This is a genomic window from Flavobacterium sp. (assembly GCF_035760125.1).
GTDB lineage: Bacteria > Bacteroidota > Bacteroidia > Flavobacteriales > Flavobacteriaceae > Flavobacterium.
This window is the reverse complement of the sequence record NZ_DASTTN010000237.1, coordinates 1-6,897: the sequence shown is the minus strand read 5'-3', so window position 1 is coordinate 6,897 and position 6,897 is coordinate 1. Positions and strand designations below refer to the sequence as shown.

Below are 6,897 nucleotides of genomic sequence, written 5' to 3'. Positions count from 1 at the left end.
CTTCCGGGACAGGCTGTCAAGATTTTTACCGGAGCAGCTATACCAGATTCGGCGCAAGCAGTAATCCAGATTGAATTGGTTGCTGCAAACGGAACCCAATTATTACTGGACGAATTGGTAGAACCCGAAACGAATGTTAGGCCCATTGGAGAGCAAATTTCGGCTGGTGATTTGGCTCTCGAAAAAGGAACTTTGTTAAATTCAGCAGCAATAGGTTTTTTGGCGGGACTTGGTTTTACTCATGTTAAAGTTTATAAAAAACCAAATATTGGAATTGTGGTCACAGGCAATGAGTTGGCCAAACCTGGTACACCACTCGAACACGGGAAAGTATATGAAAGCAACGGAATTATGTTACATTCCGCATTAATAGATGCTTATTATGATGCTGTGACTTTATATGAAGTCAATGATGATTTCGAAAACACCAAAAATATTCTTCAGGACGCGTGAGCGAATAATGAGATGGTTTTGGTTTCTGGCGGAATATCGGTCGGGGACTATGATTTTGTGGCAAAGGCTTTAAAAGAACTTCATGTGCAAACCTTATTTCATAAAGTCAATCAAAAGCCAGGAAAACCATTATTTGCAGGAAAGCTGAACAATAAAATGATTTTCGCATTGCCTGGAAATCCTGCGGCTTGCCTAACTTGTTTTTATGTGTATGTTTTGCCCACATTGGCAATTATGTCTGGTGCTGAGGCAAATTACAAACAAGCTGTTTTGTTTTCATTGAGCCATGATTATGAAGTAAAAAACACGCGTTGCCAATTTTTGAAAGCGAGTGTCAGCAATGGGGAAGCGCAAATCTTGTCACATCAAAATTCATCTATGCTTAATTCTTTTTCAGTCTCAAATGGATTGATTTATGTGCCACACGGACATTATGAATTGAAAAAAGGAGATGCCGTTGAGGTGTATTTGTTGTAATTTTTTAATGGATTGAAATGTATATATCAACTTCTGCATTGCTCCAATCTTTGCTTCTTTCATCATAAACTTCAAAATCAGTTTTATAGGCCCTTGAAACACTTGAAGACCAAATTTCTTTCCAGGCATTTATTAGGCAATTGGGTATTTCGCCTTTGGCAATTATCTTCTGATAAATTTGATTTGGAATAATCAAGCTCTCCATTCCTATTGGAGTTTTTGTATCCATTGGTACTTTGCATCCAATAAAATAAGAAAAGGGTTGTGTATGGTTTCCTTCATATTCATGATAAACGGCTACGATTTCATCAGTTAGTTTGTTTGGAATTTTATCGATATAGTTTTCTTTTTCAAATTGCTGCCATAAGTTTCCACAATCAATACTGGATTGTCCATTAGCATTACTTGTTTTTCTGTTTAAAGCTAAACCAATCAATTTAATTTCTTCCAAATGTAATTTACTCATGGTGTGGTTTTATTAATTTTTTTAGAGTAATTCTTTAAAGTTGGAATTTCAGCAAAATATTAGTTTAAAATTATTGATTACTTTCGTTGTAATCATTCTAAAACCTCTGGATTTGCAATATTTGTAGGGTTTCCGTTTATGTATTTGATTGCATTTTCAAATGCTTTTCCAAAATAAAGTTCATAACCATTTTTCTCTACATATCCCAAATGAGGTGTGCAAACGACATTGTTCATTTGAAGCAGTTCAAAACTTGTGTCATAAATTGGTTCTTGTTCATAAACGTCCAATCCTGCGTACGTTGGTTTTCCTTTTTTTAATGCATTGACCAAAGCTCCTTTTTCTATCAATTCAGCACGTGCAGTATTGATAAGAATTGAGTTTTCTTTCATATGCAAAAGATCGCTTTCTTTTACAATGCCGCTTGTGGTTTCATTTAAACGTAAGTGTAGTGTAATAATATCGGCAGTTTCAAAGAAATCCTCTTTGGAGTTTGCTTTTTCAAACCCATCTTCAACTGCTTTGTTTCTTGAATTTTCGCTTCCCCAGACCAAAACTTTGGCACCAAATACATTGGCATATTGTGCTATTTTTTGTCCTATTTTGCCATAACCCCAAATACCGATTGTTTTGCCATGAACAGCTGCACCAATATTCGTTTGCCATTTGCCCATTTTCATGGCTTCTATCGCTTGAGGAATCAGTCTTACGGTATTCATTAGTAAAGCCCAAGTTAACTCGGCTGGCGCTATTGGAGAACCTATACCTTCGGCAACGGCAATTTTATGATCAGTACAGTCTTCTAAATTTAAATGATTGGAGATTTTCCCTGTTTGGCTAATCAGTTTTAAATTTGGAAGTAAATCAAGCAATTCACGAGTAATTTCTGTTCTTTCTCGTGTTAGAACTAAGATTTCAGTATCTTTTAATAATTCAGAAAGTTTTTGAGGATCTTTTTCTGTTATATGCAGTATTTGAGCACCTTGGTCTTTCAATAAACAAAAACAGTTTAAGTTCTTGATTGCATTTTGATAATCGTCTAATACCGTAATTTTCATTTTTTATGCTTTTTTTGAGATATAAAGGTCAATATTACATACCCTCTTTCTTGGCAGAACCAATTAAACTAACATCTGTAAGTTCCAATGATTTGACCATATCCTTAACCGTTTCTTTGTATTTCTTAAAATGTATTGTTTCTATATGTGATTTGTACGCGACTGTATCAGCATATATTTCAAGTATTGTAATTTGTGAAGGATCGTTTTTGTCGGCAACGGCATAATAGGTTAGTACACCAGGCTCAACCCGAACAGCAGTCGTCATCTGTTCTTTTAACGCTGAGTTGTATTTGTCCAATTGCAATGGGTCAACTTTAATTTTTGCCAACCGAACCATTTGATTTTTTTCTTGTGCCATAGTATTAGTACTAAATAAAAGTGTTAGTGTGAATAAGATAACTATAGTGCTGAGCAATTTAATTTTATCAAATTGCATTTTGTTAGCTGGTTCAAGTATTTTCATATTTTATTAAAGTTTAAATTGAAAAATTACCAAAAGTAGTTGACTTCTAGTTTAAATAAAATGTTTTAACTTAATGATTACACATACTGAAATTGCACCACTTGGATAGCCAAATATCTTAAGACACTTTTATTTTTGTGCAACACTATTTACTTCAATCCAATATCCATTTGGATCCTGAAAGTATATTTGTTTGATACCGTCGGCACGAACGTTTACTTTGTTTGGGGTGCCCACCCAGTCACTATATTTTATCTTGAGATTGTCTAATTTACTGACAAAGGAATCAAAGTTTGAAGTGGTTATTCCAAGATGGATTGCTTTATTAATTGTCACGCTATCTTTTATGGTTGAGATAAGGTGCAGTTCTTTTCCTTCGCCTAATGAAAACCAGCGAATACCTTCCATTTTTGTCCTATTGGTAATTTCTTGAAGGCCAAGAATGTTTTTGTAAAAATCACAGGATGAATCAAGGTCTTTGACTGAAAGTGATAAGTGATTGAAAGAGAAATTAAACGAAGTGTTGTCCTGTGCCTGAATAGAAGCGTTAAAGGAAAGCACAATAATGAAAAGAAATATTTTACGCATAGTTGTCTATTTGTTGTTTTAATAATCGCTGCTTTTGCAGTTGTTGTGAAGTTTTAAGTTCTTTGCTTACGCTTTATTTTGGTGTCTTGCTGCTCAATTTCGTTTAACTGTCGCTAGGTTCCCAAAGTTCAATCTTGTTTCCTTCAGGATCCATAATATGGACAAATTTGCCGTAATCATATGACTCAATTTCATCGAGTATAGTCACGCCATTTTCTCTTAAATTTTTGACAAGTTCTTCAATATTCTGAACTCGATAGTTAATCATAAATTCTTTTTTGGATGGAGAAAAATAGGCATCTCCATTTTTGAAAGGACTCCATTGAAGAGCGTTTATCTCGTCAGGTTTGTTAATGTTTCTGGATTCAAAAGTCGAACCGTAGTCATTAATTTCAAGACCTAAGTTTTGCCCATACCATTTTCTAGTCTCTTCAGGATTGTCTGAAAAAAAGAAAATGCCTCCAATTCCTGTCACCTTTGGTGTTGTGTTTTCAGTTTTGTTATTGTTATCTTCCATGTTGTTTGTCTTTTTAGTGGTCGAGTCTAAATTGTTGTAATCGTGGCTTGTCAGAAACTATTGCTCTATTATTTCTTCTTCTATTATTTTTATCCAAGAGAGAAAGAATTTATAACCCAAGGTCAGTATAACCGCACCTAGAAATAATCCAATGAATCCATTATATAGGAAACCTCCAATGGCGCCAAGGAATATCACTAGCATTGGAGCCGGTGGATTGCCTCTTCCCAGAAAGATTGGTTTTAGGATATTGTCAGAAATCAAGGTGATGCCTATCCAAATGGCCAGTAGGGTTGCAGTAGTTGTGTCCGTAACCGAAAACATATAAATCACAACTGGAATGGCAATGGGGCCAATTCCAACTTGTATAATGGCAAGGATAAGGCAGATAATAGTGAAAATTCCAGCGAATGGAACGCCTGCTAAGAAAAATCCAGCTCCCACCATCATTGATTGAATTAATGCCACTCCCAAAAATCCTTTTACGACATTGCGAATGGTGGCAACGGTGATTAATGCGTAGTGCTCACCATTTTTACCTATTAATTTGATGAAAATGCTTTTGGAAACTGATGTCAAAGGGTCAGAATATAGTAATAATCCCATCGCAATGATGATGGAGACTATGAATTGCAGGATGCCCTTCCCAATTCCGGCTAAGGCAAGCAATATCCATTCGCCAACGACTTTTAACTGGTCAGAATATTTGATTATGACTTTGGAAAGATCAACTGAGGCTGTTTGCCAAATTTCCACTATGGGTTTTGTAAACGTAGGCCAGCTTTTGGTGCTTTCACCAGGTGGCGGAATCAAATGCCCATTTGCCTGATAGGAAGCGGTAAAGTTGTTGATTTCTTCATATAATGATTGGGTTACCAATATGCTGGGAATTACTAAAATACTGATTAATAACAACGTCAGAAAAATAGTGGCCAAAATCTTTTTGCCCCTAAATATTTTAACTAACCATTCATAAATGGGACTCAAAGCCACGGCTATTACAATGGCCCACACTATGATTAAAACAAAGGGTTTCAGGATATCATAGCACCAACCTATCAGCAAAAATAATACTCCCAGGCGAATAAGGGTATCGGCAATTTTTTCAAAATTGAAACTGTTGAAATTTGAGTTATTTTGATTCATATTTTATTTTTTTTGATGAATAAAATGACAATTGTATTATTACGCTAATCTAGTCAAAATGTAGAAATTATCAATATTAAATAATGATGTCTTTTGTGGAAAGTTTAAATAATTTGGAATTTAGGTGTAAAATGTTTCAAAATAATGTTTGGTTTCCGTACGAATTAAATTGCGGTTTCGTATTTTTACTAAATTGATATTTTGATGCAGTTCAATGTTTTAAAGCCAGCAGTTCGATTGTTAAGTTTGGAGCAGAGAGATTTGGCTTTTTAGTCAACATCGTCCCGCTATCCGTTACAATCTTATAAGTCTCGTCTTTTGAGACGAGGCTTATAAGGATTTCCACTTCTATCGGGGCTAAGGGGTGGCATTTTGCTTTTTTGCCATCATTTAAAAAATAAAAATAGGAGTAAGAGTTCAGATTTAAAAGATTGCTCTTGTGTCGAATATTGTAAACTAAAAAATACAGCTTATGAAGATAGCACTTTATACCAACGAATTTCCCCCAAACATTTATGGCGGAGCTGGAGTACATATTGATTTTTTAAGTCATGAATTGGCCAAATTGGCTCAAGTTGAAGTTCGGTGTTTTGGTGACCAAAAAGAAAACAAGGAATCCATGCATGTGGAGGGAATAAATTCTTGTTTGACAAAAATGGTTGATCCAGAAAACGAACACATCAAGATGTTTCATAATTTAAGCCGAAATGTCGAAATGGCTCAGGCTACTCCAAAAGCCGATATTGTTCATTGCCATACTTGGTACACACATTTGGCGGGTGTTTTTACAAGGGAATTGTTGCAGGTGCCGTTGATATTGACAACACATAGTTTGGAAACCCATCGTCCTTGGAAAGTGGAACAACTCGGGAATGGCTATTTTATGTCACGATGGATTGAAACCAATGCCTATAAAACAGCCGATGGTGTGATTGCTGTAAGCGAACAAATGAAAACCGATGTGGTGGAAGCTTATGGTGTCGATCCAAAAAAAGTGACCGTAATCCATAACGGAATTGACCCTGAATTTTACAAACCTACTTTTGATAACGATTTGTTGAAGGAATACGGAATCGATCCTGCTATTCCGTTTGTGCTTTTTGTGGGGCGAATTACCCGTCAAAAAGGAATTTCTCAATTGATAGAAGCTGCCCAATATTTTAATGAAGATTGCCAAATCGTGCTTTGCGCCGGAGCTCCAGATACAGAAGAAATAGCTCTTGAAACGTCAACACTAATAGATCAGCTGAAAACCAAACGAAAAGGAGTGATTCTGATTTCGGAAATGTTACCACGCGAAAAAGTCAAAGTGTTGTACAGTCATGCTCGTGTTTTTGCTTGTCCTTCCTTGTATGAGCCTTTTGGAATTATCAATCTTGAAGCCATGTCTTGCGAAACACCGGTTGTTGGCAGTCATGTGGGCGGAATTCCAGAGATTATTGTTGAGGGAGAAACTGGATATTTGATTCCGCTGGAAAGCGTTTCGAGAACGAACTTCAATCCGTTGAATCCGACAGCTTTTCAAAAAGCATTTGCAGCCAAAGTAAATGCATTATTGGATAATGAAGAATTAGCAACCGCTATGGGTAAAGCAGGTCGAGTGCGAGTGCTGAAACAATTTAGTTGGGAATCTATCGCAAAAACCACATTTAATTATTATCAGGAAGTAATTGCTAGGTTTGTGAAAGAGCAGGCTTAAATATATTAGATATGAAATGATAAAAAC

The 6,897-nt window shown here is 35.8% G+C and carries 8 protein-coding genes and 1 pseudogene; 3 read left to right on the top strand and 6 right to left on the bottom strand.

Annotated features, from left to right (window positions below):
- Positions 1 to 453: pseudogene (locus VFS71_RS08600) on the top strand (molybdopterin molybdenumtransferase MoeA); the annotation flags it as partial.
- A 12-nt stretch (positions 454 to 465) separates the two neighbouring features.
- Entirely contained in the window at positions 466 to 930 is a 465-nt protein-coding gene (locus tag VFS71_RS08595; protein WP_326400597.1) for a molybdopterin-binding protein, read from the top strand.
- 4 nt (positions 931 to 934) lie between these two features.
- Here VFS71_RS08595 and VFS71_RS08590 read toward each other — a convergent pair whose 3' ends face one another.
- The 6 genes from VFS71_RS08590 to VFS71_RS08565 all read right to left on the bottom strand — a co-directional run bounded on the left by VFS71_RS08590 (position 935) and on the right by VFS71_RS08565 (position 5,171).
- On the bottom strand, positions 935 to 1,396 hold the full coding sequence (locus VFS71_RS08590; RefSeq protein WP_326400595.1) for a GyrI-like domain-containing protein: 462 nt from the start codon (positions 1,394 to 1,396) through the stop codon (positions 935 to 937).
- 92 nt (positions 1,397 to 1,488) lie between these two features.
- The gene (locus tag VFS71_RS08585) at positions 1,489 to 2,454 is read right to left on the bottom strand and encodes a D-2-hydroxyacid dehydrogenase family protein (RefSeq protein WP_326400593.1); all 966 of its coding nucleotides are present in this window, start codon (positions 2,452 to 2,454) and stop codon (positions 1,489 to 1,491) included.
- Between the two features lie 34 nt (positions 2,455 to 2,488).
- Positions 2,489 to 2,920, bottom strand: a complete 432-nt coding sequence (locus VFS71_RS08580; protein ID WP_326400591.1) for a putative quinol monooxygenase — start codon at positions 2,918 to 2,920, stop codon at positions 2,489 to 2,491.
- A 129-nt stretch (positions 2,921 to 3,049) separates the two neighbouring features.
- Positions 3,050 to 3,508 (bottom strand): VOC family protein, encoded by a 459-nt coding sequence (locus VFS71_RS08575; RefSeq protein WP_326400589.1) that lies wholly within the window; start codon positions 3,506 to 3,508, stop codon positions 3,050 to 3,052.
- Between the two features lie 103 nt (positions 3,509 to 3,611).
- Positions 3,612 to 4,025: a VOC family protein gene (locus tag VFS71_RS08570; protein ID WP_326400587.1), complete on the bottom strand. Its 414-nt coding sequence runs from the start codon at positions 4,023 to 4,025 to the stop codon at positions 3,612 to 3,614.
- Between the two features lie 57 nt (positions 4,026 to 4,082).
- Positions 4,083 to 5,171, bottom strand: coding sequence for an AI-2E family transporter (locus VFS71_RS08565; protein WP_326400585.1), 1,089 nt, complete (start codon positions 5,169 to 5,171; stop codon positions 4,083 to 4,085).
- 472 nt (positions 5,172 to 5,643) lie between these two features.
- Between VFS71_RS08565 and glgA the strand changes: the two genes are divergently transcribed.
- Entirely contained in the window at positions 5,644 to 6,870 is a 1,227-nt protein-coding gene (gene glgA, locus VFS71_RS08560) for a glycogen synthase (RefSeq protein ID WP_326400583.1), read from the top strand.
- Positions 6,871 to 6,897 lie beyond the last annotated feature (27 nt).

Coding starts and splice junctions, on each gene's coding strand:
- VFS71_RS08580 (WP_326400591.1), bottom strand. CDS start 2,920: ATGAAAATACTTGAACCAGCTAACAAAATGCAATTTGATAAAATTAAA.
- VFS71_RS08585 (WP_326400593.1), bottom strand. CDS start 2,454: ATGAAAATTACGGTATTAGACGATTATCAAAATGCAATCAAGAACTTA.
- VFS71_RS08575 (WP_326400589.1), bottom strand. CDS start 3,508: ATGCGTAAAATATTTCTTTTCATTATTGTGCTTTCCTTTAACGCTTCT.
- VFS71_RS08595 (WP_326400597.1), top strand. CDS start 466: ATGGTTTTGGTTTCTGGCGGAATATCGGTCGGGGACTATGATTTTGTG.
- VFS71_RS08570 (WP_326400587.1), bottom strand. CDS start 4,025: ATGGAAGATAACAATAACAAAACTGAAAACACAACACCAAAGGTGACA.
- glgA (WP_326400583.1), top strand. CDS start 5,644: ATGAAGATAGCACTTTATACCAACGAATTTCCCCCAAACATTTATGGC.
- VFS71_RS08565 (WP_326400585.1), bottom strand. CDS start 5,171: ATGAATCAAAATAACTCAAATTTCAACAGTTTCAATTTTGAAAAAATT.
- VFS71_RS08590 (WP_326400595.1), bottom strand. CDS start 1,396: ATGAGTAAATTACATTTGGAAGAAATTAAATTGATTGGTTTAGCTTTA.